Annotated in this window: 18 protein-coding genes and 1 other RNA gene; 11 read left to right on the top strand and 8 right to left on the bottom strand. The window is 65.6% G+C overall.

Annotated elements, in window-relative coordinates; genetic code table 11:
- Positions 1–79: 79 nt before the first annotated feature.
- Positions 80–595, bottom strand: a complete 516-nt coding sequence (gene uraD / locus NJG22_RS18530) for a 2-oxo-4-hydroxy-4-carboxy-5-ureidoimidazoline decarboxylase (RefSeq protein WP_253096521.1) — start codon at positions 593–595, stop codon at positions 80–82.
- Positions 595–1521: an allantoinase PuuE gene (gene puuE / locus NJG22_RS18525; RefSeq protein ID WP_217848824.1), complete on the bottom strand. Its 927-nt coding sequence runs from the start codon at positions 1519–1521 to the stop codon at positions 595–597. Before puuE ends, uraD begins: the two co-directional genes overlap by 1 nt.
- 377 nt (positions 1522–1898) lie before the next feature.
- Here puuE and uraH point away from each other — a divergent pair, with 377 nt between their 5' ends.
- Positions 1899–2252: a hydroxyisourate hydrolase gene (uraH, locus tag NJG22_RS18520; protein ID WP_253096520.1), complete on the top strand. Its 354-nt coding sequence runs from the start codon at positions 1899–1901 to the stop codon at positions 2250–2252.
- Positions 2253–2543: 291 nt separating this feature from the next.
- On the opposite strand, the gene NJG22_RS18515 is transcribed toward uraH, so the two are convergent.
- Positions 2544–3893 carry an NCS2 family permease gene (locus NJG22_RS18515; RefSeq protein WP_253096519.1) on the bottom strand — a complete coding sequence of 450 codons (1350 nt, stop codon included), beginning with the start codon at positions 3891–3893 and terminating at the stop codon, positions 2544–2546.
- Positions 3894–4247: 354 nt separating this feature from the next.
- On the opposite strand from NJG22_RS18515, the gene NJG22_RS18510 reads away from it, so the two are divergent.
- Both NJG22_RS18510 and aqpZ read left to right on the top strand, forming a co-directional pair.
- Positions 4248–5003, top strand: coding sequence for a GntR family transcriptional regulator (locus NJG22_RS18510; RefSeq protein WP_217853669.1), 756 nt, complete (start codon positions 4248–4250; stop codon positions 5001–5003).
- Positions 5004–5252: 249 nt separating this feature from the next.
- Entirely contained in the window at positions 5253–5951 is a 699-nt protein-coding gene (aqpZ, locus tag NJG22_RS18505) for an aquaporin Z (protein WP_253096518.1), read from the top strand.
- On the opposite strand, the gene guaD is transcribed toward aqpZ, so the two are convergent.
- From guaD to xdhA, 4 genes are all read right to left on the bottom strand, one after another.
- The gene (gene guaD, locus NJG22_RS18500) at positions 5948–7252 is read right to left on the bottom strand and encodes a guanine deaminase (protein WP_253096517.1); all 1305 of its coding nucleotides are present in this window, start codon (positions 7250–7252) and stop codon (positions 5948–5950) included. The two genes, aqpZ and guaD, sit on opposite strands and share 4 nt — an antisense overlap.
- Before the next feature lie 10 nt (positions 7253–7262).
- Positions 7263–8108 (bottom strand): xanthine dehydrogenase accessory protein XdhC, encoded by an 846-nt coding sequence (xdhC, locus tag NJG22_RS18495; RefSeq protein WP_253096516.1) that lies wholly within the window; start codon positions 8106–8108, stop codon positions 7263–7265.
- A 151-nt stretch (positions 8109–8259) separates the two neighbouring features.
- The gene (gene xdhB, locus NJG22_RS18490; protein ID WP_253096515.1) at positions 8260–10659 is read right to left on the bottom strand and encodes a xanthine dehydrogenase molybdopterin binding subunit; all 2400 of its coding nucleotides are present in this window, start codon (positions 10657–10659) and stop codon (positions 8260–8262) included.
- On the bottom strand, positions 10652–12106 hold the full coding sequence (gene xdhA, locus NJG22_RS18485; protein ID WP_253096514.1) for a xanthine dehydrogenase small subunit: 1455 nt from the start codon (positions 12104–12106) through the stop codon (positions 10652–10654). The genes xdhB and xdhA overlap by 8 nt, the downstream gene beginning before the upstream one ends.
- Positions 12107–12378: 272 nt before the next feature.
- On the opposite strand from xdhA, the gene NJG22_RS18480 reads away from it, so the two are divergent.
- The 7 genes from NJG22_RS18480 to NJG22_RS18450 all read left to right on the top strand — a co-directional run bounded on the left by NJG22_RS18480 (position 12379) and on the right by NJG22_RS18450 (position 22812).
- Complete coding sequence (locus NJG22_RS18480; RefSeq protein WP_217853675.1) at positions 12379–13038, top strand: GntR family transcriptional regulator; 660 nt, start codon at positions 12379–12381, stop codon at positions 13036–13038.
- Positions 13039–13042: 4 nt separating this feature from the next.
- Complete coding sequence (gene smc, locus NJG22_RS18475; RefSeq protein ID WP_253096513.1) at positions 13043–16531, top strand: chromosome segregation protein SMC; 3489 nt, start codon at positions 13043–13045, stop codon at positions 16529–16531.
- A gap of 204 nt (positions 16532–16735) precedes the next feature.
- On the top strand, positions 16736–17626 hold the full coding sequence (gene zipA / locus NJG22_RS18470; protein ID WP_253096512.1) for a cell division protein ZipA: 891 nt from the start codon (positions 16736–16738) through the stop codon (positions 17624–17626).
- Positions 17627–17726: 100 nt separating this feature from the next.
- The gene (ligA, locus tag NJG22_RS18465) at positions 17727–20081 is read left to right on the top strand and encodes an NAD-dependent DNA ligase LigA (RefSeq protein ID WP_253096511.1); all 2355 of its coding nucleotides are present in this window, start codon (positions 17727–17729) and stop codon (positions 20079–20081) included.
- A 127-nt stretch (positions 20082–20208) separates the two neighbouring features.
- Positions 20209–20305, top strand: an RNA gene (gene ffs / locus NJG22_RS18460) — signal recognition particle sRNA small type.
- A 154-nt stretch (positions 20306–20459) separates the two neighbouring features.
- Complete coding sequence (locus NJG22_RS18455; RefSeq protein ID WP_253096510.1) at positions 20460–20840, top strand: hypothetical protein; 381 nt, start codon at positions 20460–20462, stop codon at positions 20838–20840.
- Positions 20841–20865: 25 nt separating this feature from the next.
- Positions 20866–22812, top strand: coding sequence for a hypothetical protein (locus NJG22_RS18450; protein ID WP_253096509.1), 1947 nt, complete (start codon positions 20866–20868; stop codon positions 22810–22812).
- Between the two features lie 72 nt (positions 22813–22884).
- Here NJG22_RS18450 and NJG22_RS18445 read toward each other — a convergent pair whose 3' ends face one another.
- Entirely contained in the window at positions 22885–23289 is a 405-nt protein-coding gene (locus NJG22_RS18445; protein ID WP_253096508.1) for a helix-turn-helix domain-containing protein, read from the bottom strand.
- Between the two features lie 83 nt (positions 23290–23372).
- Here NJG22_RS18445 and NJG22_RS18440 point away from each other — a divergent pair, with 83 nt between their 5' ends.
- On the top strand, positions 23373–23870 hold the full coding sequence (locus NJG22_RS18440; RefSeq protein ID WP_253096507.1) for a DUF2938 domain-containing protein: 498 nt from the start codon (positions 23373–23375) through the stop codon (positions 23868–23870).
- Positions 23871–23950 lie beyond the last annotated feature (80 nt).

Raw genomic sequence — 23950 nt, 5'->3', positions numbered from 1 at the left:
TCTGGATGTTGGTGGCCTGGCTGGCCGGGGCCCTGGGTGCGGACGCGTCACGCACTCGGGCCAGGGCGCAGCCTGTGCCTTACAGCTGCAGCAGGCGGAACAGGGCGATCAGGTTGATCTGCGCCAGGGCTTCCTTGAACTCGGCATCCGGGTCGTTGTGGATGCGGTTTTCGAAGGCGGCGAGGATCTGGTGCCGGTTGCTGCCCTTGACCGCCATGATGAACGGGAACTGGAACTTGGCCTTGTAGGCGTCGTTCAGTTCGGTGAAGCGGGCGAACTCCTCGGCGCTGCACTGGTGGATACCGGCGCCGGCCTGTTCGTTGGTGCTCGATTCGGTCAGCTCGCCCTGGATCGCGGCCTTGCCGGCGAGGTCCGGGTGGGCGTTGATCAGCGCCAGCTGGTCGGCGTGGTTGGCGCTCAGCAGAATGTCGCTCATGCGCTGGTGCAGCGCCTCGATCTCGTCCAGTTCACCCAGCTGGCCGAGGTCGTAGGCTTTTTCGGCGACCCACGGCGAGTGCTCGTAGATGTCGGCGAAGGCCTCGACGAAGGCGGCGCGGCCCAGGGTGGAAGGGGTGAGGGTAGTGAAGGCGGTCATCAGGCGTTCTCTTTCTTGTACGGATGGGTGGCGTGCCAGTGGCGGGCGATGTCCACGCGACGGGCGAACCAGACCTGCTCGTGGCTCTTGGCGTAGTCGACGAAACGCTTGAGCGCGGCCAGGCGCGCCGGGCGGCCGACCAGGCGGCAGTGCAGGCCGATCGAGAGCATCTTCGGCGCTTCGGCGCCTTCGGCGTAAAGCACGTCGAAAGCATCCTTGAGGTACTGGAAGAACTGTTCGCCGCAGTTGAAGCCCTGCACCTGGGTGAAGCGCATGTCGTTGGTGTCCAGGGTGTAGGGGATCACCAGGTGCGGCTTGCCGGTGGGGTTGTTCGGCTCCCAGTAGGGCAGGTCGTCGTCGTAGGTGTCGCTGTCGTAGAGGAAGCCGCCTTCCTCCATCACCAGGCGCCGGGTGTTCGGGCCGGTGCGGCCGGTGTACCAGCCTTGCGGGCGCTCGCCGGTGAGCTCGGTGAGGATGCGGATGGCTTCGAGCATGTGCTCGCGTTCCTGGGCCTCGTCCATGTACTGGTAGTCGATCCAGCGGTAGCCGTGGCTGCAGATTTCGTGGCCGGCCTCGACCATGGCGCGAATCACGTCGGGGTGGCGCTGGGCGGCCATGGCCACGGCGAACACGGTCAGCGGCACGCCGCTGTCCTTGAACAGCTTGAGCAGGCGCCAGACGCCGGCGCGGCTGCCGTATTCGTAGAGCGATTCCATGCTCATGTTGCGCGCGCCCTGCAGCGGCTGGGCGGCGACCATTTCGGAAAGGAACGCTTCGGACTCCTTGTCGCCGTGCAGGATGTTGCGCTCGCCACCTTCTTCGTAGTTGAGCACGAACGACAGTGCAATGCGGGCATTCCCCGGCCATTGCGGATGAGGTGGGTTGTTGCCGTAACCGATCAGGTCGCGAGGGTAGTCAGCGCTCACTGCAGTCTTCCTTCTTGTACGTTCAGTGCGGGGGTGGGCGGGCCGCGTCAGGGTGTCGCACCACCGGATGGAGTGATTGTATACAAGTTCTGAAATCTTTTGTAAGCCTGTTTTTCCGCATTTCTGCCCATTTGTCGGCGCAAGATACCTTGCAAGAAACCTGCCCAGTTGGTCAGCTAATGACGTTGGCGTCGGCATGGGCCGTGTCTTTGCGACTGGCGGAGTGTTTGCGGGCGTTGCGTCGGAGGCAGATAAAAAATTGTGTACAATTTCGAATCAAACTGTCTTAATGGCCTCATTCCCGCACGCCGCAGGCCCCGCGCCCGGTGATTGCCGTGTATTTTTTGCCCACGCATACGACAAGAGGCGACAAGCAAATGGGACGTTTGACCACACACGTACTGGACGCCGCGCATGGCTGCCCGGGCAGCTCGATCAAGGTCGAGCTGTATCGCGTCGAAGGCCAGCAGCTGGAACTGGTGAACAGCGCACTGACCAACAGCGATGGCCGCGTCGACGCGCCACTGCTGCAGGGCGACGATTACCGTACCGGCGTTTATCAGTTGCAGTTCAGTGCCGGTGACTACTACCGCGCCAAGGGCGTGAAGCTGCCTGACACCGCGTTTCTCGACGTGGTCGTGCTGCGCTTTGGCATCGACGAGCAGCAGGAGCACTACCACGTGCCATTGCTGATCTCGCCGTACAGCTATTCGACCTATCGTGGAAGCTAGTTGGTCGCTAGAAGAATCTTCGTAGGTCCTTGGCCCGCTCTCACACTGGCGGGCTTTTTTTCGTCTGCTGTTTTCCCGGAACGTTGGGCTGCACGATTTGTGTAGGAGCGGCCTTGTGTCGCGAAAGGGCTGCGCAGCAGCCCCGGCAATGTTGTATGAGGCCGAGACCCTGGGGCCGCTGCGCAGCCCATTCGCGACACAAGGCCGCTCCTACAGGGAGATGTGTGCAAGCCGGCATGCCGAGCAGACGCAAGAAAGGGCGCCGCGGCGCCCTTGGTTGTTGCTGCGAGGTCAGAGGAACACGAACTTGGCAATGAAGATCAGGCACAGCACCCACAGGCTCGCCGAGATCTCCTTGTACTTGCCGGTACCCGCCTTCAGCGCCACATAGCTGATGAAGCCCAGGGCGATGCCGTCGGCCACCGAGAAGGTCAGCGGCATCATGATCACCGTGACGATCGCCGGAATGCTGTCGGTGGCTTCGTCCCACTCGATATGCGCCATGCTGCCCATCATCAGCATCGCTACATAGATGAGTGCGCCAGCGGTGGCATAGGCCGGGATCATCCCTGCCAGCGGGGCGAAGAACATCGCGGCGATGAACAGTATCCCCACTACCACGGCCGTCAGGCCGGTACGCCCGCCTGCCGCCACGCCCGCGGCACTTTCCACGTAGCTGGTCACCGGCGGCACGCCGACCACCGCGCCGAACACGCTGGAGGTACTGTCGGCCTTGAGCGCCCGTGACAGGTTTTCGATGCGCCCATCCGGCGCCACCAGGTTGGCGCGCTGGGCCACGCCCATCAAGGTGCCAGCGGTGTCGAACATGTGCACGAACAGGAACGCCAGCACCACGCTGATCATGCTGACATTGAACACGCCGACCACGTCCATGGCCATCCAGGTCGGAGCCAGGCTCGGCGGCATCGATACCACCCCGCCGAACTTGACCAGGCCCAGGCCCCAGCCGGCCAGGGTGACGCCGATGATGCTGATCAGGATGGCGCCGAACACCCGCTTGTAGCTGAGGATGGCGATCAGCAGAAAGCACACTGCCGCCAGCAGCGGGCCGGGCTCATGCAGCGAGCCCAGCTTGACCAGCGTGGCCGGGCTGTCGACGATGATGCCGGCGGTCTTCAGGCCGATCAGCCCGAGGAACAAGCCGACGCCGGCCCCCATGGCATGGCGCAGGCTTACCGGAATGCTGTTGAGCAGCCACTCACGCACGCGTGAAACCGTCAAGAACATGAACAGCACGCCCGAGACGAACACTGCCCCCAGCGCCGTTTCCCAGTTGTAGCCCATGGTGCCGACCACGGTATAGGTGAAGAAGGCATTGAGCCCCATGCCCGGCGCCAGGCCCACCGGCCAGTTGGCGTACAGGCCCATCAGCAGGCAGCCCAGCGCGGCGGCGATGCAGGTGGCGACGAACGCGGCGCCGTGGTCGATGCCGGCGTCGGCCATGATGTTGGGGTTGACGAAGATGATGTAGGCCATGGTGATGAAGGTGGTCACGCCGGCGATCAACTCGGTTCGGACGGTGCTGCCATGCTGCTTGAGTTTGAAAATCCGCTCCAGCCAGCCCGTTTCGAGCGGTGGGGCGAGATCCAGCGCAGGTGCTTCGGATTTGCGGCTTTCCACAGCGAGTACTCCTCAAGTCTTTCTTGTTGTTCGAAGCCGGGTCCTGAGCCATGCACTGGGAGGCTTCGCGAGGGGGGTGGCAGACGACCGACCATTTTGTTGACCTTTGGGTCAGGAAGTTGCTCGCAGGATTATGCTTTTGTGTACAAAGAATGCAAATAATGTTTTATCTTTTGTGCCTACAAACTGCCGTACAACGGCTATATAGGTAAAAGGCCACCTGCAGAAACGGGTCAGCCTGTGTACAATGGCGCCATACCTTGGCCCACTATCTTCTTCCTGGACTTGCCATCCCCCCGCTGACAGGTATTACAGTCACGGTCCGACTGGCAGATCCTTTGTGCTCGAGAGCCCATGAACGAACAGCTGCAACCTCTGAAAAAACCTGCGCGCACTGGCAAGGCCGGCCGCAGCGGTACCCAGGACGACATCGTCTACGCGCATATCTTCGAGGCGATCCTCGAGCAGCGCCTGGCACCGGGCACCAAGTTGAGCGAGGAAGCGCTGGGCGAGATCTTCGGCGTCAGCCGCACCATCATCCGCCGCGCCCTGTCGCGCCTGGCCCACGAAAGCGTGGTGCTGCTGCGCCCCAACCGCGGCGCGGTGGTGGCCAGCCCGACGGTCGAGGAGGCACGCCAGGTGTTCTTCTCGCGGCGCATGGTCGAGCGCGCCATCACCGAGCTGGCGGTGCAGCACGCCACCCTCGAGCAGCTCAACGAACTGCGCCACATGGTGCGCGAGGAGCGCGACAGTTTCTCCCGCGGCGACCGTGGCGCCGGTATCCGCCTGTCCGGGGAGTTCCATCTCAAGCTGGCCGAGGCCGCCGGCAACGCGCCATTGGTGAGCTTCCAGCGCAGCCTGGTGTCGCAGACGTCGCTGATCATCGCCCAGTACGAGAGCGGCAACCGTTCGCACTGCTCGTACGACGAGCACATGCAGCTGATCGACGCCATCGAGGCGCGTGATGCCGAGCAGGCGGTGAGCCTGATGATGCATCACATGGACCACATCGACAGCAAGCTCAACCTCGACGAGGAAAGCGCCTCGGACGACCTGCACGCGGTGTTCTCCCACCTGCTGAAAAAGCCCAAGGCCAGCGCCAAGGGTTGATCGTTTGCCTGCATGAACAAGGGGCCGCTTCGCGGCCCATCGCCGGCAAGCCGGCTCCTACCTCGGCCGCGCAATATTCACGACCTGCGCAGCATCTGTAGGAGCCGGCTTGCCGGCGATGGGGCGCGAAGCGGCCCTTGTCGTTACTGGCCATTTGCCGGGACCCTGATAGATTTACTAGTTGCAAACCCCTTTTCAATGTGGTTGGGCTTGCGCAATCGTTGCGTCCAATGACTTGAGGAGAGGTCCATGACTACTTCCCTGGGTGTGCGCATGGGTGCCGAGCTGGTCGGTACCTTCTGGTTGGTGCTCGGTGGCTGTGGCAGCGCGGTGCTGGCCGCCAGTTCGCCGGTCGGCATCGGGGTGCTCGGCGTCGCTTTCGCCTTTGGCCTGACCGTGCTGACCATGGCCTTCGCCATCGGCCATATCTCCGGTTGCCATCTCAACCCCGCCGTATCGTTCGGCCTGGTGGTGGGTGGGCGGTTTCCGGTTAGAGAATTGCTCCCCTATGTGATTGCCCAGGTGATCGGCGCGATTCTCGCCGCGGCGGTGATCTATTTCATCGCCAGCGGCAAGCCCGGCTTCGAGCTGGCCAACGGGCTGGCCTCCAACGGCTATGCCGAGCACTCGCCGGGTGGTTACAGCCTGGCGGCGGGCTTTGTCAGCGAGGTGGTGATGACCGCGATGTTCCTGGTGATCATCATGGGCGCCACCGATGCCCGGGCGCCGGCCGGGTTCGCGCCGATCGCCATTGGCCTGGCGCTGACCCTGATCCACCTGATCTCGATCCCGGTCACCAATACCTCGGTGAACCCGGCGCGCAGCACCGGGCCTGCCTTGTTCGTCGGCGGCTGGGCGCTGCAACAGCTGTGGCTGTTCTGGCTGGCACCGCTGATCGGCGCGGCGATCGGCGGTGCGCTGTACCGGGGGCTGGCGAAACAGCCCTAGCGCTGGTGCACGCGACGCCCGGCGGCGTAGGTCTCGCGCACCGTGCGATCGTCGCCCAGGGTGGTGAGCACGAACAACGTCTCCTCGATGCTGCTGGACTGCTGCAGGCGGTAGTCCAGCAGCGGGGTGGCCTTGTAGTCGAGCACCACGAAGTCGGCGTCATTGCCCGGGCGCAGGCTGCCGATGCGGTCGTCCAGGCGCAGCGCACGCGCGCCGCCAAGGGTGGCCAGGTACAGCGACTTGTAGGGGTGCAGGCGTGCGCCCTGCAGCTGCATCACCTTGTACGCCTCGTTCAGGGTGTTGAGCAGCGAGAAGCTGGTGCCGGCGCCGACGTCGGTGCCCAGGCCGACATTGACCTTGAAGCGTTCGGCCTGGGGCAGGTTGAACAGGCCGCTGCCGAGGAACAGGTTGGAGGTCGGGCAGAAGGCGATGGCCGAGCCGGTCTCGGCCAGGCGCTGGCATTCGCTGTCGCACAGGTGCACGCCGTGGGCGAACACCGAGCGCTCGCCGAGCAGCTCGAAGTGGTCATAGACGTCCAGGTAGCCTGTCTGCTCGGGGAACAGTTCCTTGACCCAGTCGATCTCCTTGAGGTTCTCCGACAGGTGGGTATGCAGGTAGACGCCTGGGTGCTCCTTGAGCAACTGGCCGGCGGCGGCCAGCTGCTCCGGCGTGCTGGTCGGGGCGAAGCGCGGGGTCACCGCGTAGTGCAGGCGGCCCCTGCCGTGCCAGCGCTCGATCAGCGCCTTGCTGTCGCGGTAGCTGGATTCGGCGGTGTCGGTCAGGTAGTCGGGGGCGTTGCGGTCCATCATCACCTTGCCGGCGATCAGGCGCAGGTCCAGGCGCTCGGCCTCCTCGAACAGGGCGTTGACCGACGCGGGGTGCACGCTGCCGAACACCAGGGCGGTGGTGGTGCCGTTGCGCAGCAGTTCCTTGAGGAAGATCTTCGCCACCTGGTCGGCATGGGCCTTGTCGGCGAACTGCTTCTCGCACGGGAAGGTATAGGTGTTCAGCCAGTCCAGCAACTGCTCGCCGTAGGAGCCGATCATGCCGGTCTGCGGGAAGTGGATATGGGTGTCGATGAAGCCTGGGGTGATCAGCGCGTCCGGGTAGTGCTCCACGACGATATCGCTCGCCAGGCCCGGCAGCAGCGCGCTGGCATGGCCCAGGGCGCTGATGCGGCCGTCGTCGACCAGCAGCAGGCCGTCTTCATAGTATTCGCAGGACGCCTCCAGGCCGACCTCGGCGGGGTCGGCGATACTGTGCAGGATGGCGGCTCGGTAGGCTTTGCGGGTTGCGCTCATGAGGCTCTCGTCAAATGGCTTGGCTGCGCCGGGACGGCGGCAGCAACTGGGCGATGGGGCCTGCGTTGGCGCCAGCGTCGTGCTGGCCGAAGCAGGCGTTGTAGGTGGCAATGATTTCGGCGGCGATGGACACGGCGATCTCGATCGGCAGCTTGCCCTTGACCTCGGCCAGGCCCATCGGGCAGCGCATGCGCGCCATCAGCGCGTCGTCGAAGCCGCGCTCGCGCAGGCGGTGCTCGAACTTGACGCGCTTGGTCTTCGAGCCGATCAGGCCGAACCAGGTGAAATCATTGCGCTTGAGAATGGCGGCGGTCAGTTCCAGGTCCAGCTGGTGGTTGTGGGTCATGACGATGCAGTAGCTGCCGGCGGGCAGCTCGGCGACTTCGTCGACCGGTTCCTCGCTGACCACCTTGCTCACCCCGTTGGGGATGAGCGCGGGGAATTCCTGCTCGCGCGAATCGATCCAGCGCACCCGGCAGGGCAGGGCGGCGAGCAAGGGTACCAGAGCCCGGCCGACATGGCCCGCGCCGAACACGGCGATCTGCGCCTGCACTCCGGTCATCGGCTCGAACAGCAGCACGGTGGCGCCGCCGCAGCACTGGCCGAGGCTGGCGCCGAGGCTGAAGCGCTCCAGGTGCGGGGTGCTGCGCTGCTCCTCGAGCATCTGCCGGGCGATCTGCAGGGCCTTGAACTCCAGGTGGCCGCCGCCGATGGTGTCGTACAGGGCGCTGGCGCTGACCACCATTTTCGAGCCGGCGTTGCGCGGGGTGGAGCCGCGTTCCTCGATGATGGTCACCAGCACGCAGGGTTCGCCGCGGGCTTGATGCTCGGCGAGGGCGTTGATCCATTGGTGCATGATTTGCATCCTCCTCGTGCCCTTGTAGGAGCGGCCTTGTGTCGCGAAAGGGCTGCATGGCAGCCCCAGAAATCTTCATCGCTGCACAGGGGTTGGGGCCGCTTCGCGCCCCTTTCGCGACACAAGGCCGCGCCTACAGGGGCCCGCGTTATCAGTGCGTCACCGGTTCCAGTTGCTGTTCGGCAGGTTGCTGCGCAGCCACCGCCTTGCGCATCTGCTCACAACCCCACAGCACTCGCTCCGGCGTCGACGGCGCGTCGATATTCGGTTGCACGCGGTAGTCGGCGATGCTTGCCACCGCATCCTTGATCGCGCACCAGGCGGCGATGCCGAGCATAAACGGCGGCTCGCCCACGGCCTTGGAATGGAACACCGTGTCCTCGGGGTTCTTGCGGTTTTCCACCAGCTTGACCCGCATGTCCAGCGGCATGTCGGCCACCGCCGGGATCTTGTAGCTGGCCGGCCCGTTGGTCATCAGCTTGCCCTTGGCGTTCCACACCAGTTCCTCGGTGGTCAGCCAGCCCATGCCCTGGACGAAACCACCCTCGACCTGGCCGATGTCGATGGCCGGGTTCAGCGAGTCGCCCACGTCGTGGAGGATATCGGCGCGCAGCATCTTGTATTCGCCGGTCAGGGTGTCGACGATCACCTCCACGCAGGCGGCGCCGAAGGCGTAGTAGTAGAACGGCCGGCCACGGGCCTGGGCGCGGTCGTAGAAGATCTTCGGCGTGCGGTAGAAACCGGTGGTCGACAGCGACACCTGGGCGAAGTACGCCTGCTGCACCAGTTGCTCGAAGCTGACGATCTGCTCGCGCAGGCGCACATGGCCGTTGCGGAACTCGACGTCTTCCTCGGTGACGTTGTAATGCCGCGCGGCGAACTCGGTGAGGCGCTTCTTGAGGATCTCGGCGGCGTTCTGCGCCGCCTTGCCGTTCAGGTCGGCGCCGCTGGAGGCCGCGGTCGGCGAAGTATTGGGCACCTTGTCGGTGTTGGTGGCGGTGATCTGGATGCGGCCGAAGTCCACCTGGAACACCTCTGCCACCACCTGCGCCACCTTGGTGTTCAGGCCCTGGCCCATTTCGGTGCCGCCGTGGTTGAGGTGGATGCTGCCGTCGGTATAGATGTGGATCAAGGCGCCGGCCTGGTTGAGGAAGGTGGCGGTGAACGAGATGCCGAATTTCACCGGGGTCAGCGCCAGGCCCTTCTTCAGCACCGGGCTGTTGGCGTTGAAGCGGCGGATCGACTCGCGGCGCTCATGGTAGTCGCTGCTGGCCTCCAGGTCGGCGGTCATCTCCTCGAGCAGGTTGTGCTCGACGGTCTGGTAGTAGTGAGTGACGTTGCGCTCGGTCTTGCCGTAGTAGTTGGCCTTGCGCACCGCCAGCGGGTCGAGGGCCAGGTGGCGGGCGATATGGTCCATCACCTGCTCGATGGCGACCATCCCCTGGGGGCCGCCGAAACCGCGGTAGGCGGTGTTGGAGGCGGTGTTGGTCTTGCAGCGATGGCCATGCACCGTGGCATCGCCCAGGTAGTAGGCGTTGTCGGCGTGGAACATGGCGCGGTCGACGATCGAACCGGACAGGTCGGGCGAGTAGCCGCAGTTGCCGGCCAGGTCGAAGTTGATCCCATGCAGGCGGCCGCTGTCGTCGAAGCCGACGTCGTACTCGACGTAGAACGGGTGGCGCTTGCCGGTCATCATCATGTCCTCGACCCGGGGCAGGCGCATCTTGGTCGGCTGGCCGGTCAGCCGCGCGATCACCGCGCACAGGCACGCGGGGCTGGCGGCCTGGGTTTCCTTGCCGCCAAAGCCACCGCCCATGCGGCGCATGTCGACGACGATCTTGTGCATCGGCACGTCGAGCACTTCGGCTACCAGCTTCTGCACCTCGGTGGGGTTCTGCGTCGAGCAGTAGACGATCATGCCGCCGTCTTCGCTGGGCATCACCGAGCTGATCTGGGTCTCCAGGTAGAAGTGCTCCTGGCCGCCGATGTGCAGGTTGCCCTGGATGCGGTGCGGGGCGCTGGCCAAGGCGGCGGCCGAGTCGCCGCGCTGGTGGGTGTGGCTGTCGAGCACGAAGTGCTGCTTGCGCAGTGCCTCGACCACATCGAGCACCGGCTCCAGGTCTTCGTACTCGACGATGGCGGCCATGGCGGCGCGGCGGGCGGTGTCCAGGTCGCGGGCGGCCACGGCCAGCACCGGCTGGCCGAAGAACTCGACCTTGTCGATGGCCAGCAGCGGGTCGCCGGCGACCACCGGGCCGATGTCCTTGAGCCCGGGAATGTCTTCGTGGGTGATGGCGATGCGCACGCCCTCGAACTGGTAGCAGGGCGCGGTATCGATGCGCAGGATGCGCGCGTGGGCGCGGTCTGCGGTGCGCGCATAGACGTGCAACTGGTTGGGGAATTCCAGGCGGTCGTCGATGTACACCGCCTCGCCGGCCACGTGCTTGTCGGCGCTGTCGTGCTTGAGGCTGCGGCCGACCCCGGTGGTCAGGCCCTGGCTGAACAGTGCGGCCATCTCGGCCTGGCTCTTGACGGCGTGATGGTTAGACATAGGCGGTCACCCGGGTTTCGATGTGCGGCGTTTGCAGTTCGATGAAGTACTTGCGCAGCAGGTTCTGCGCGGTCAGCAGGCGGTACTCGCGGCTGGCGCGGAAGTCGCTGAGCGGGGTGAAGTCCTCGGCCAGCGCCTGGCAGGCGCGCTCGATACTGGCCTGGTTCCACGGCTTGCCGCGCAGGGCAGCTTCGCAGGCGCGGGCGCGCTTGGGGATGGCGGCCATGCCGCCGAAGGCGATGCGCACGCCGCTGACCACGCCGTTGTCGAGGCTCAGGTTGAATGCCGCGCACACGGCGGAGATGTCGTCATCCAGGCGCTTGGACACCTTGTAGGCGCGGAACGTCCAGTCGTTGCTGGCGCGCGGCACGATGATCTTCTCGATGAACTCGCTGTCCTGGCGCGCGGTGATGCGGTAGTCGATGAAGTAGTCTTCCAGCGCCAGGGTGCGCTGGTGCTCGCCCTGGCGCAGGACGATCTGCGCATCCAGGGCGATCAGCAGGGGCGGCGAATCGCCGATCGGCGAAGCGTTGCCGATGTTGCCGCCCAGGGTGCCCTGGTTGCGGATCTGCAGCGAGGCGAAGCGGTGCAGCAGGGCACCGAAGTCGGGGTACTCCTCGTTGAGCGCGGTATAGCAGTCGGTCAGCGGGGTGGCGGCGCCGATTTCCAGGTGGCTGGCGTTCTTGTCGATGCGCTTGAGCTCGGCGACATGGCCGACGTAGATCATCACCGGCAAGGTGCGATGGAACTGGGTGACCTCCAGGGCCAGGTCGGTGCCGCCGGCCAGCAGCCGGGCCTCGGGGTGCGAGCTGTACAGCTCGGCCAGGTCCGCCACGGTCAGCGGCACCAGGCAACGCTTGTCGCCGCTGTTGAGCTCGCCGGTCTGCTGCGGGGCAATGGCCTTGAGGCGGGCGATGGTCTGGGCCTGCTGCGTGTCGAACTGGTCGCGGCAGGGGCGCGCGCAGCTCTGCTCGGCGGCGTCGAGGATCGGCCGATAGCCGGTGCAGCGGCACAGGTTGCCGGCCAGGGCTTCCTGGGCTTGGTGCAGGTGGTGGCCGCTGCTGTTCTTCTGCAAGGCGAACAGCGACATGACGAAGCCTGGGGTGCAGAAGCCGCATTGCGAGCCATGGCAGTCGGCCATGGCCTGTTGCACGCTGTGCAGTTCGCCCTGGTGCTTGAGGCCCTCGACGCTGATCAGCTGTTTTCCGTGAAGCGACGAGACGAACGTCAGGCATGAGTTCAGGCTGCGGTAGCGGATACTGTCGCCGCCCTGTTGGTCCTGCAGCAGTTCGCCGACGACCACGGTACAGGCGCCGCAGTCGCCGCTGGCGCAGCCTTCCTTGGTGCCGGGCTTGCCCAGGTGCTCGCGCAGGTACTGCAGCACCGTCATGTTCGGGTCCAGGGCGTGCTCGCTGCGCAGCTCCTGGTTGACGAGAAACTGGATCACGGGGGAGGGCCTCGCAATGGTTTTATTGTTGTTCGGGCGGACTCTAAGCAACGCTTGACCTTGTGGTCAATAATTTTCTGACTCAAAGGTCAAGATTTTGCTCGAGCCCTTTCCCGACCGCCTCATCGCGCCTTTTCCCAAGCATAGTTCGCGGCGTGGCCCACGCTCGACCCGACGGTCGCACAAAGCACCTCGTCGCGCTGCGCGAGCGCAGGGCAAGTGCGCTACAATCGCGCCCTTGTGCACAGCTACCCAGATCGCGAAGGAAAACCATGACGTTCAAGGCGCCGGACAGCCTCTCCGAGCAAATTGCCCACTACCTGGCCGAGCGGATCATCCGCGGCGAACTCGCACCCGGCGAGCGCATCCAGGAGCAGAAGGTCACCCAGGCCCTCAACGTCAGCCGCGGCTCGGTGCGCGAGGCGCTGCTGATCCTCGAGCGTCGCCACCTGGTGGCGATCTTGCCGCGCCGTGGCGCCCATGTGACCGAGCTGGACGAAAACAGCGTGCGCAGCCTGTGCACCCTGATGGGCGAGTTCTACATCCTGCTGGGCAACGCCGTCGCCGAGCATTGGCGCAGCGACAGCGACCTGCGCCCGTTCCTGGAGATCCAGCAGCGCTTGCAGCAGGCCCATGCCGGCAAGGACATCAAGGCCTTCGTCGCCGACAGCTTCGCGGTGATGCGCGCGGCCTATCCGTTCGCCAACAACCCGTACCTGCAGGAGACCGTCGAGAACCTGCAGCCGGCCATGAGCCGTGCCTACTACCTGGCCCTCGACCAGCGCCAGGCCAGCATGGTCGACTACCTCACCCTGTTCGCCAGCCTGCTCGAGGCGGTGGTCGCCCGCGACCTGCCGCGCATCCGCGAGGTCCTCACCGCCTATTGCCAGCGCAGCTGCGAGCTGGTGCTGGCGGCGCTGGCGCGAGCCTGACGCCATGCGCCTGAAGTGCATTCGCCTGGCCGGGTTCAAGTCGTTCGTCGACCCGACCACCGTCAACTTCCCCAGCAACATGGCGGCGGTGGTCGGCCCCAATGGCTGTGGCAAGTCCAACATCATCGATGCGGTACGCTGGGTGATGGGCGAGAGTTCGGCGAAGAACCTCCGTGGCGAGTCGATGACCGACGTCATCTTCAACGGCTCCACCAGCCGCAAGCCGGTCAGCCAGGCGAGCATCGAGCTGGTGTTCGACAACAGCGACAACAGCCTGGTGGGCGAGTACGCCGCTTATGCCGAGATCTCGATCCGGCGCAAGGTCACCCGTGACGGCCAGAACACCTATTACCTGAACGGCACCAAGTGCCGGCGCCGGGATATCACCGATATCTTCCTCGGCACCGGCCTGGGCCCGCGCAGCTACTCGATCATCGAGCAGGGCATGATCAGCAAGCTGATCGAGGCCAAGCCCGAGGAACTGCGCAACTTCATCGAGGAAGCGGCGGGGATCTCCAAGTACAAGGAGCGCCGCCGCGAAACCGAAAACCGCATACGCCGCACCCAGGAAAACCTGGCGCGCCTGACCGACCTGCGCGAGGAGCTGGAGCGCCAGCTCGAACGTCTGCACCGCCAGGCCCAGGCCGCCGAGAAGTACCGCGAGTACAAGGCCCAGGAGCGCCAGCTCAAGGCGCGCCTGTCGGCCTTGCGCTGGCGTGAGCTGGATGCGCGGGTGCGCCAGCGCGAGACGGTCATTGGCGACCAGGAGATCGCCTTCGAGGCGCTGGTGGCCGAGCAGCGCAACGCCGACGCCAGCATCGAGCGCCTGCGCGATGGCCACCACGAGTTGTCCGAGCGTTTCAACCAGGTGCAGGGCCGCTTCTATTCGGTGGCCGGCGATATCGCCCGGGTCGAGCAGAGCATCCAGCATGGCCAGCAACGCCTGCGCCAGTTGCAGGACGACCTGAAGGAAGCCGAGCGCACCCGCCTGGAAACCGAATCGCACCTGGGACACGACCGCACCTTGCTGGCGACCCTGGACGAAGAACTGGCGCTGCTCGAGCCGGAGCAGGAACTCACCCTGGCCGCTGCCGAGGAAGCGGCGGCGACGCTGGAGGAGGCCGAGCTGGGCATGCACGGCTGGCAGGAGCAATGGGACAGCTTCAATACCCGCTCCGCCGAGCCGCGTCGCCAGGCCGAGGTGCAGCAGGCACGCCTGGCCCAGCTCGAGGCCAGCCTGGAGCGCCTGGCCGAGCGCCAGCGCAAGCTGGGGGAAGAGGGCGAGCAGCTGGAGGGTGATCCGCAGGGCGCCGAGCTGCTGGAGGTGGCCGAACAGCTGGCCAGCAGCGAGTTGCTGCTCGAAGACCTGCAGTTGCAGGAGCAGCAGGTGGTCGAGCGCCTCGAGGCGCTGCGCGAGCAGTTGCAGCAGGCCGCCCAGGCCCAGCAGCAACAGCAGGGTGACTTGCAGCGCCGCGGTGGCCGCCTGGCCTCGCTGGAGGCCCTGCAGCAAGCCGCGCTCGAGCCAGGCGTGGGCGCTGCCGAGTGGTTGCGCGAGCAAGGTTTGCAGCAGCGCCCGCGCCTGGCCCAGGGCCTGCGGGTCGAGCCAGGCTGGGAGTTGGCGGTAGAGGCAGTGCTCGGCGCCGACCTGCAAGCGGTGTTGCTCGAGGGCTTCGACAACCTCGACTTCGCCACGCTGGAGCAGGGTGAGCTGCGCCTGTTGCTGGCCGCCGGCGAGGGCGCGCGGATGGCCGGCAGCCTGCTCGACAAAGTCGAGGCACCTACCGACCTGTCGCCCTGGCTGGGCCAGGTCAAGCCGGTGGAAACCCTGGAGCAGGCCCTGGCCTTGCGCGCCACGCTGAGCGGTGAGCAAAGCCTGGTCAGCCGCGACGGTTACTGGGTTGGGCGCCATTTCCTGCGGGTCAGTCGTGGCGGCGAGGCCCAGGGCGGCGTGCTGGCCCGGGCTCAGGAAATCGAGCGCCTGGGCCAGGAGCAACTGGAGCAGCAAGCCCTGCTGGAGCAGCAGGATGAGCAGCTGCTGCGTCTGCGCGAGCGACAGCGCGAGCAGGAGGCGCAACGCGAGCAACTGCGCCGGCGCAGCCAGGACGAAAGCCGCCAGCACGGCGAGTTCAAGGCGCGCCTGTCCGCCGGCAAGGCCCGGGCCGAGCAGGTCGAGCTGCGGCGGCGGCGTTTGCAGGAAGAGCTGGCCGAACTGCAGGCGCAGCGCGCCGTCGAGCACGAGCAACTGGGCGAGGCGCGGCTGATGCTGCAGGACGCCCTCGACCTGATGGCCCAGGACACCGAGCAGCGCGAAGCCTTGATGGCGCGCCGCGATACGCTGCGCGAAGGCCTCGACCGGATTCGCCAGGAAGCTCGCCAGCACAAGGATCACGCCCACCAGCTGGCCGTGCGCCTGGGTTCGTTGCGCGCCCAGCACGATTCCACTGGCCAGGCCCTCGAACGCCTGGAACAGCAGGCCGCGCGCCTGAGCGAGCGTCAGGAACAGCTGAACCTGAACCTGGAGGAAGGCGAGGCGCCGCAGGAAGAGCTGCGCCTGAAGCTCGAGGAACTGCTCGAGCGGCGCATGAGTGTCGACGAGCAGATGCGCCAGGCCCGCCTGCACATGGACGAGGCCGACCGCGAACTGCGCGATGCCGAACGCCGCCGCACCCAGGCCGAACAGCAATCGCAGTTGCTGCGTGGCCAGTTGGAGCAACAGCGCCTGGAGTCCCAGGGGCTGGATGTACGGCGCAAAACCCTGCAGGAACAATTGCTGGCCGACGGCTACGATCTTCAAGGCGTGCTCGCCACGCTCGAAGCCGATGCCAGCGAGCAAGGCACCGAGCAGGAGCTGGAGCAACTCGAGGTGCGTATTCAGCGTCTGGGCGCGATCAACCTGGCGGCCATCGAGGAGTACGAACAGCAGTCCGAGCGCAAGCGCTACCTGGATGCCCAGGACGCCGACCTGGTCGAGGCGCTCGACACCCTGGAAAACGTCATCCGCAAGATCGACAAGGAAACCCGTAACCGCTTCAAGGATACCTTTGATCAGATAAATGCCGGATTACAGGCACTTTTCCCAAAAGTTTTCGGTGGCGGCAGCGCTTATCTGGAACTGACGGGCGAAGATCTACTCGATACAGGGGTGACGATCATGGCGCGCCCGCCGGGCAAGAAGAACAGCACCATCCATTTGCTGTCCGGCGGCGAGAAGGCCTTGACGGCACTGGCACTGGTGTTCGCCATCTTCAAGCTGAACCCGGCGCCGTTCTGCATGCTCGACGAGGTCGACGCGCCGCTGGACGACGCCAACGTCGGCCGCTATGCACGGCTGGTGAAGGAAATGAGCGAAACCGTGCAGTTCATCTACATCACCCATAACAAGATCGCCATGGAGATGGCCGATCAACTGATGGGGGTGACCATGCACGAGCCGGGCTGTTCACGTCTTGTTGCAGTTGATGTGGAAGAGGCCATGGCCATGGTTGACACATGAGGTGTATGAAAGGGCTCGATCTTGTAGGCAATTTCCGCGGCAGATGCGACAGACGGTGTAAAGTTGCCTTTGGTCGTGCTAGCTTTATGTCACTTGTTTTTTGCGTGGGTAAAACGCCTGTCAGAACATAGAGTTGGCGCCACGTGTTAAAGGCCTTTGAAGCCTTTGTTTTCAAGCATATTTTTTATAGAGGCACGGGATTACATGGAAATCGGTCTGCGCGAGTGGCTGATCGTCATCGGCATCATTGTCATCGCCGGTATTCTTTTCGACGGCTGGCGCCGCATGCGCGGCGGCAAGGGCAAGTTGAAGTTCCGCCTGGACCGTAGCTACGCCAACGTTCCGGACGACGAGGGCAGCGCCGAGGTGCTTGGCCCTGCACGTGTGCTGGACACCCACAAAGAGCCCGAGCTGGACGAAAGCGACCTGCCGTCGGTGAGCGCGCCTGCCCGTGAACGCGAGCGTGAGCGCGAAGCCAAGCCGGCAAAGGCCGCCAAGCGTGGCAAGCGCAGCAACAGCGAGCCGCAGCAGGGTGACCTGAACCTGGCCGCCGAGCCGCGCGAGCCCGACCTGTTCGACGAAGGCAGCGACGAGCTCGCCGCCGACAGCAAGCGCAACGCCAGCTTCGCGGCAGCCAGCACCCCGGCCAAGGAACTGCCGCCCGCCGAGGAAGTGCTGGTGATCAGCGTGATTTCCCGTGACGAAGGCGGCTTCAAGGGGCCGGCCCTGCTGCAGAACATCCTGGAAAGCGGCCTGCGCTTCGGCGACATGGACATCTTCCACCGCCACGAGAGCATGGCCGGTCACGGCGAAGTGCTGTTCTCCATGGCCAACGCGGTCAAGCCGGGTGTGTTCGACCTGGACGACATCGACCACTTCAGCACCCGCGCCGTGAGCTTCTTCCTCGGCCTGCCGGGCCCGCGTCACCCCAAGCAGGCGTTCGACGTGATGGTCGCCGCTGCCCGCAAACTGGCCCATGAACTCGATGGCGAGCTCAAGGACGACCAGCGCAGCGTGCTGACCGCCCAGACCATCGAGCACTACCGCCAGCGCATCGTCGAGTTCGAGCGCCGCGCACTGACCCAGAAACGCTGATGTACCCGAGCGAGTGGGCCTTGCCTCGGCCCATTTCGTGATGATTCAAGCAAAAGAGCAGCCTGGGGCTGCTCTTTTGCTTTGCAAGAGAAGACGAAGAATGAACGCCGAATCCCGAATCCATGAGTTGCGTGCCGAGCTCGATCAGCATAACTACCGCTATTACGTGCTCGATGAGCCCAGTGTGCCGGACGCCGAATATGACCGCCTGTTCAAAGAGCTCAAGGCGCTGGAGGCCGAGCATCCGCACCTGGTGACGCCCGACTCGCCGACCCAGCGCGTCGGTGGCGCGGCGCTCGCGGCATTCAGCCAGGTTCGTCATGAAATCCCCATGCTCAGTCTGGGCAACGCCTTCGAGGAAGATGACCTGCGCGACTTCGATCGACGCGTGGTCGAGGGCCTCGACCTGCCAGGTGACGATTTGTTCGCCGCAAGAGCCGCCGTCGACTACAGCTGCGAGCCCAAGCTCGACGGTTTGGCGGTGAGCCTGTTGTACCGTGATGGGCAGTTGGTGCAGGGGGCTACCCGCGGTGATGGCACCACCGGCGAGGACATCAGCGCCAACGTCCGTACCGTGCGCAACATCCCGCTGAAGTTGCAGGGGCAAGGCTGGCCGGCGGTGCTGGAAGTGCGAGGCGAGGTGTACATGAGCAAGGCCGGTTTCGACCGGCTCAATGCCGCCCAGGCCGAAGCCGGCGGCAAGACCTTCGCCAACCCGCGCAACGCCGCCGCCGGCAGCTTGCGCCAGCTGGACTCGAAGATCACCGCCAGCCGCCCGCTGGAGTTCTGCTGCTATGGCGTCGGTCAGGTGTCCGAGGCGTTCGGCGACAGCCATATCGGCATTCTCGAGAAGCTCAAGGCCTGGGGCCTGCCGATCAGCCGCGAGCTGCGCCACGCCGCGGGGATCGAGCAGTGCCTGGCCTATTACCGCGATATCGGCGCCCGTCGCAACGACCTGCCCTACGAGATCGACGGCGTGGTGTTCAAGGTCAACGCCCTGGCCGCGCAGCGCGAGCTGGGTTTCCGCGCCCGTGAGCCGCGTTGGGCCATCGCCCACAAGTTCCCGGCCATGGAAGAGCTCACCGAGGTGCTCGATGTCGAGTTCCAGGTCGGCCGTACCGGTGCGGTAACCCCGGTGGCCCGCCTGAGGCCGGTCAAGGTCGCCGGGGTCACGGTGTCCAACGCCACCTTGCACAACATGGACGAGATCGCCCGCCTGGGCCTGCGCATTGGCGACACGGTGATCATCCGCCGGGCCGGTGACGTGATCCCCCAGGTGATGCAGGTGGTGCTCGAGCGGCGCCCCGCGGATGCCCGCGCGGTCGAGGTGCCGAGCAGTTGCCCGGTGTGCGGCTCGCAGGTCGAGCGCACCCAGCTGGTCAAGCGCAGCAAGGGCAAGGAAACCACCAGCGAAGGCGCGGTGTACCGCTGCGTCGGGCGCCTGAGCTGCGCTGCCCAGCTCAAGCAGGCGATCATCCACTACGTGTCGCGCCGGGCCATGGATATCGACGGCCTGGGCGAGAAGAGCGTCGAGCAGTTGGTCGATGAGAACCTGATTCGCTCGCCGGCCGACCTCTACCAGCTCGCGTTCGAGCAGGTGGTCGCGCTCGAAGGTTTCGCCGAGGTCTCCAGCCGCAAGTTGCTGGAGGCCATCGAAGCCAGCAAGCGCCCGAGCCTGGCGCGCTTCATCTACGCCCTGGGCATCCCCGACGTGGGCGAGGAAACCGCCAAGGTGCTGGCACGCTCGCTGGGCAGCCTGGCGCGGGTGCAGGTGGCCTTGCCGCAAGTGCTCACCTACCTGCCGGACATCGGCCTGGAAGTCGCCCACGAGATCCACAACTTCTTCGAGGACGCGCACAACCGCGCGGTGATCAGGCAACTGCTCGACAGCGGCCTGCAGTTGCAGGAGGAGGGCGAGCTGGCAGCCGAGTTCGCGGCCAGCACCACCCTGGCCGGCATGCTCGCCAAGCTCGATATCCCATCGGTGGGGCCAACCGGGGCCGAGAAGCTGGTCGACAAGCTGGGCACCCTGGACAAGATCATTGCCGCCGACGGCATCGACCTGCGCCAGGCCTTGAATACCAAGGCGGCTGACGGCGTGCGCGAGTTCTTCAAGGTCGAGGCCAACCAGCAGTTGGCCCGTGCCATCGAGGCCCAGTTGCTGGACTTCGGCATGCACTGGTCGTGCGAGAAGAAGAGCGCCGAGGGCCTGCCCCTGGCCGGCCAGACCTGGGTGCTGACCGGTACCCTGGAGCGCATGAGCCGCGATATCGCCAAGGACAAGCTGGAAAGCCTGGGGGCCAAGGTGGCAGGCTCGGTGTCCGGCAAGACCCACTGCGTGGTCGCCGGCCCCGGCGCCGGCTCCAAGCTGGCCAAGGCCGCTGAGCTGGGCGTTGCGGTGATGGACGAGGAGGCATTCGTGGGCTTCCTGGCGGAGCGCGGCATCAGCGTCTGAGCCCGCTGGCTTTATCGCGGGGCAAGTCCTTGAGAAATGATGGTTTTTTCACGATCAAAGGTTGTAACTTCGCTCTGGCGCTGTACAATGGCGCGGCTCGTCACTTGGCGAGCCGTCGTGGTGGCCCCATCGGTCCCCCCGCATTGATTACCCGTTAACCTGGTCAGGCCCGGAAGGGAGCAGCCATAGCGGGAACATCGAGTGCCGGGGTGTGGCTGGTGGGGCCGCCTCCATTTTGGGCGTAGGCATTTTCCGGTGCGCCGCCTTTCCTACCCCGCTCGACGCCTTTCCTCGCATCGTTTTACACCTGCACAAGCGTGCGCGGCGCTTTATCATGCATCCCATCGTGTCAGTCCGTTCGGCCAGGAGATAGCGACCGTGGAACATGTCGACGACCTCACCCGCCAGAAAATCCGTGAGTGGCAATTGCGCCGCCTGGAAATCAAGGACCAGATGGCCGCCCAGCCCGAGCGCGTGCTGGAGCTGTCGCAGGTGCTCGACCAGATGGAAGAAGAGCATGAGCGGATTCTCGAGCAGGCAACCCCGCCGGCCAGCATGACGCCCAGCGCCGCGCCACTGGAGTTGCACCTGCAGGTCTCGGCGAACAATGCCCGCGATCTGCGCAAGTTGCTCGAGCTGGCCTTGCACGAGCTCGATGACGCCTTGGCCGAGCCTCGCCCGGGCAGCCAATGCGCCGACATGGCCGGCTCGCTCGGCGCCTACCGCTTCGCGCTGAGCGTCGAGCCCGGCGAATCCTGAATGATTGCCCGGAACCTGCGCCCTCATGCAGCCTGAACACTTCGACTTCTCCCGTCCGGTCTACCTGCCGGTGACCGCCGAGGTCTGCCAGGGGCTGTTGCAGGCCGAAGGCGCGCCTGCGCTCGAGGCCCTGAGCGACCCCGAACTTGCCGCCTTGCTGGTGATCCAGAACCTGGCCCAGGGCGGCAAGGTCGATGCACTGGCCGCCGAGAAGGTGCTGGGCCGGTTGCTGGCCTGGGCAGTGGACGGGCCGCATTCGGCCGATGTCGGCCTGTTGTCGGAGGCACGCCGGCTGTTCGATGCGCGCAAGCTGTACTTTGGCCTCGAGGTGATCAAAGGCTCGCGCCTGCGCCTGCTCGATGCCGAACAGGTACAGGCGCGGGCCTACCTGCTGGCGGACGGCAAGTGGGATTTCGCTTTCCGTATCCGTCTGCAGCAAGACGGCAACCCGTTCAGCCAGCAGGTGACCACGGGCTTCGACAAGGAGCGCTGGCTGACCGTCGAGCAGGACAAGCTGCTCAAGGTGGTGCGCGCCAACCTCGATGAAGATCTGCATGTGCAAGGTTATGCCGGGATCGGCAAGAGCTACCTGCTCGGCGCGCTGATGGACTGCCTGCCGCGGGGGCGGGTGCTGGCCCTGGCGCGCACGCCGGCCAAGCTCGGTGCCCTGCGCCAGCGCATGGGGCTGGATGCCCAGGCCAAGGTCGGCATGACCTTCGGCCAGTTCGCCCACGCGCTGCTCAAGGAGGCCAGGCCGCCGGCGGCCAAGGCCTCGCCGCGGGGGCCGGGCAAGCGCCGCCTGGCCGAAGAGCTGGGCATCGTCGGGCTGCGCCAGTACGATGCCGAGCATGCCCTGGAGATCTGCCTGGAAGTACTGCAGCGCTACTGCGAGTCACGCGACTACAGCCTGTCGAACCGCCACTTGCCGTTCTTTCGCCAGGCGTTGTCGGCCCTCGACGCGCAGGTGCTGCTGGAGTATGCCAGCCGGCTGTGGCGCTACCTGCAGGCGAATCCGGCCTGGGGCGCGCAGACCGGCTTCGAGGCGCTGCTGCTGATCAAGCGCGCGAGTCTGGCCGGTTGCAGCGTGCCCGGGCGTTTCAGCCATGTGATCATCGATGAGAGCCAGGATGTACCAGCGTCGCTGTTGCAAACCATCGAGCGCGGTCGCCAGGTGCTGATCACCCTGGGTGACGAATACCAGAAGGCCAGCGGCGAGGTGGTGCGCCGCGAGCGCCAGGTGCGGCACAAGGACATGGCGTTTGCCGTGCGCTCCGGGCGCAAGGTCGAGCGCCTGATCAACCCCTTGATTGGCGTGCACTCGCAAAAATCCAAGGTGGCCTTCGAAGCGGCGGACGCTGTGGATGTCGGGATCGAGCATTTTCCTGAAGGCTTCGTGCCGCCCGAGGGCTGCGTGGTGCTGACCGCCTCGCGCTGGGACACGATGCGCTGGGCCATGGAGCTGATCGATTGCAATTGCCAGCTGAACTTCCCCGACTGGCCCGACATGCGCCGCTTCATGGCCACGGCGATCAGCCTGTTCAGGTCGGCGTTCCATGCCACGGGGCCGGATGCCGAGGGCCAGCACGGTTATTTTGCCCATCTGCTCGATTGGCCCCAGGTGCGTGAGTCGGAGCGCTTCGATGCGTCGTTCCAGTGGGTCGAGGCGCGCCTGGAGGCCGGGTTCAAACTGGCCGACCTGACCCTGCTCGATGCCCGGGTCGCGGATCGCCGCGGCAGCCTTACCCTGATGCAGGCCGAGCAGGCCGGCGGGCTGGAGTTCGACCAGGTGCTGCTGACCCCGGAGTTGATGACCACCCAGCGCTTCAAGGATGCCTACGCCTTCGATGCGCGGATCTGCGCGGTGTATATCGCCTTGTCGCGGGCGCGCCGGCAGTTGTACCTGCCGTATGACGTGCAGGAGTGGATCGACTACCACAAGGGCCAGCCGTTTCGCGAGTTGCACGGCTACTGAGGCTTGCTGGATGGGGCGCGGCAGCGCCCCGCGATACCGGCGAAGTCGCCGCCAGCCATCGCCGAGCAGGCTTCAGGCCTTGGCGGCTGACCTGCCGCGCTTGCCCTGGCTAGCCGATACCTGCACCAAGCGCTGGAATGTCGGGCAGTGCAGGTGATGCGCCTCGGGGCAGGCCGCTGCATGGCGCAACCCCTTGCTCATGGCTTGCAAGCGTCGGACCTTGCGGTCGATCTCGTCGGCCTTGGCCAGCAGCATCTGCCGGTCGACCTGCTGTTCCACGAGCATCGCCGCCACCTCGTCCAGGGAAAACCCGGCTGCCTGGCCGAGGGCGATCAGTGCCAGGCGTTCTGCTGTGTCGGCTGGGAACTGCCGGCGCTGACCGCGGCCAGCCAGTGACCTGAGCAGGCCCTTGTTCGCGTAGTAACGCAGTGTCGATGCAGGCACCCCGGTGCGCCGGGCGACATCGGCGATGTCCATGCTAATCCCCTTGACTTGAAGTTGACTTCAACTTGCATGCTGCTCGGCAGGTACCTTTTCGTCAACTTGCCAAGGGCTTTACCATGACTACCTCACTCCTTGCTCTCTCCATCGTGCTGGTCGGTATCGGCGCGACCCTGCTCATGGACCTGTGGACCTGGCTGCTCAAGCGCCTGGGCGTGACCACCCTGAACTACGCGATGATCGGCCGCTGGGCCGGGCATCTGCTGCAGGGGCGCTGGCGCCATGCGGCGATCGGCAAGGCCGCGCCAGTGCGCGGCGAGCGGGGCTGGGGTTGGCTGATCCACTACGCCACCGGGCTGGCGTTCGCCCTGTTGCTGGTGGCCGTGGCCGGGCAGCCCTGGCTGCGCGCACCGACCCTGTGGCCCGCGTTGCTGGTCGGGGCGGTGACCGTGCTGGTGCCCTTGTGCGTCGTGCAACCGGCTCTGGGCGCCGGCTACTTCGCGGCGAACACCCCGGCGCCGCTGCGCAGTTGCCTGCGTAGCCTGGCGACGCACTGCGTGTTTGGCCTTGGGCTGTTCCTCAGCGCCTGGGCCCTGGCCTGGTGCCTGCAGGGGTAGGCGGGCGGGGTAGCAGGGCGTTGCGCCTTGCCGGTCTGCCCGGGCTTGCGCCTGGACGACAACGGCAGGGTGCAATTTTG

This window comes from Pseudomonas sp. VA159-2, assembly GCF_024126635.1.
GTDB classification, from domain to species: domain Bacteria; phylum Pseudomonadota; class Gammaproteobacteria; order Pseudomonadales; family Pseudomonadaceae; genus Aquipseudomonas; species Aquipseudomonas muyukensis.
Note: the sequence above shows the minus strand (reverse complement) of the source record. Positions and strands in the feature narration are given on the sequence as shown.

Bases quoted from the DNA above. Each gene is read 5' to 3' on its own strand.
- uraD (WP_253096521.1), bottom strand. From the start codon at position 595: ATGACCGCCTTCACTACCCTCACCCCTTCCACCCTGGGCCGCGCCGCC.
- uraH (WP_253096520.1), top strand. From the start codon at position 1,899: ATGGGACGTTTGACCACACACGTACTGGACGCCGCGCATGGCTGCCCG.
- NJG22_RS18510 (WP_217853669.1), top strand. From the start codon at position 4,248: ATGAACGAACAGCTGCAACCTCTGAAAAAACCTGCGCGCACTGGCAAG.
- aqpZ (WP_253096518.1), top strand. From the start codon at position 5,253: ATGACTACTTCCCTGGGTGTGCGCATGGGTGCCGAGCTGGTCGGTACC.
- guaD (WP_253096517.1), bottom strand. From the start codon at position 7,252: ATGAGCGCAACCCGCAAAGCCTACCGAGCCGCCATCCTGCACAGTATC.
- xdhC (WP_253096516.1), bottom strand. From the start codon at position 8,108: ATGCACCAATGGATCAACGCCCTCGCCGAGCATCAAGCCCGCGGCGAA.
- xdhB (WP_253096515.1), bottom strand. From the start codon at position 10,659: ATGTCTAACCATCACGCCGTCAAGAGCCAGGCCGAGATGGCCGCACTG.
- NJG22_RS18480 (WP_217853675.1), top strand. From the start codon at position 12,379: ATGACGTTCAAGGCGCCGGACAGCCTCTCCGAGCAAATTGCCCACTAC.
- smc (WP_253096513.1), top strand. From the start codon at position 13,043: ATGCGCCTGAAGTGCATTCGCCTGGCCGGGTTCAAGTCGTTCGTCGAC.
- zipA (WP_253096512.1), top strand. From the start codon at position 16,736: ATGGAAATCGGTCTGCGCGAGTGGCTGATCGTCATCGGCATCATTGTC.
- ligA (WP_253096511.1), top strand. From the start codon at position 17,727: ATGAACGCCGAATCCCGAATCCATGAGTTGCGTGCCGAGCTCGATCAG.
- NJG22_RS18450 (WP_253096509.1), top strand. From the start codon at position 20,866: ATGCAGCCTGAACACTTCGACTTCTCCCGTCCGGTCTACCTGCCGGTG.
- NJG22_RS18445 (WP_253096508.1), bottom strand. From the start codon at position 23,289: ATGGACATCGCCGATGTCGCCCGGCGCACCGGGGTGCCTGCATCGACA.
- NJG22_RS18440 (WP_253096507.1), top strand. From the start codon at position 23,373: ATGACTACCTCACTCCTTGCTCTCTCCATCGTGCTGGTCGGTATCGGC.